Annotated in this window: 1 protein-coding gene; it reads left to right on the top strand. The window is 61.0% G+C overall.

The genetic code is table 11. The features are described 5' to 3' along the window. Positions 1 to 67 precede the first annotated feature (67 nt). Positions 68 to 1,029, top strand: a 962-nt coding sequence (locus HLUSI_RS26990) for an EAL and HDOD domain-containing protein (RefSeq protein WP_016832878.1), incomplete at its 3' end; no start/stop codon positions are given.

Below are 1,029 nucleotides of genomic sequence, written 5' to 3'. Positions count from 1 at the left end.
TGCGGTATGCTGACGCACAAGAAAAATAAAAGCAAAACGGGGGTCCGCCGAGCTCGGCCTGCACAACGTGATCGGCTCGCTGGTCGCCTTCATCAACGTGGATGCCGCCATCCTGCTGAGCGACGCCATCTTCGTGCTGCCCAAGGAGCACGTCATCCTGGAGATACTCGAAACCGTCGAACTGACGCTGCCGCTGATGCAGCGCATCGAGGCGCTGTCCGAGGCCGGGTACATGTTTGCCATCGACGACCTGGTGCAGGAATCGGACCGCACCGATCTGCTCATGCGCGTGGCCGGCATCGTCAAGGTGGATGTACTGAACATTCCGGACGATGAACTCGCCGCACTCAGTCGCAGCCTGCGGCAAAAAGGCAAGAAGCTGCTCGCCGAGAAAGTGGAAACCGTAGAGAAATTCAGGCTCTGCAGCGAGTGCGGATTCGATTACTACCAGGGGTATTATTTCGCCCGACCCGACGTGTTGCGCGGTAAAAAACTGAACGCCTCCAGCATCCTGATCATGCAGATACTGGCGTTGGTCATCAAGGGCGCCAACAACTACGAGATCGTGCGCTTCATCAAGAAGGACATTGCACTGAGCCTGATGCTGCTGCGCCTGGTGAACACGCCGATGTACGGTTTCCGCCGGCACATCGCCTCGCTCGGCCAGGCCTTGCTGGTGCTGGGCGATCGCCAGCTGAAGCGCTGGTTGCAGATCCTGCTGTACGCCAATCCGGACAACGGCCGCAATGCGTCCTCGCCGCTGATGATCCTGGCGGCCACGCGCGGCAAGCTGTGCGAACTGCTGGCGCAAAAAGCCCAGCCGCGCCGCTCCAGCCGCTCGGATACGGCGTTCATGGTCGGCGTGCTGTCGCTGACAGATGCCCTGCTGAACCAGGACATCGCCGACATCCTGGCCCAGATCGGCGTGTCGATCGAAGTGCGCGAGGCGCTGTTGTCGCGTTCGGGATTCTATGGCGGCCTGCTGCAACTGGCGGAGGCCAGCGAAAAACCGGAGTCGCTGAGCGCCGC

Source organism: Herbaspirillum lusitanum P6-12 (assembly GCF_000256565.1).
Lineage (GTDB): Bacteria > Pseudomonadota > Gammaproteobacteria > Burkholderiales > Burkholderiaceae_D > Herbaspirillum > Herbaspirillum lusitanum.
This window is presented reverse-complemented; position numbering and strand designations above follow the sequence as displayed.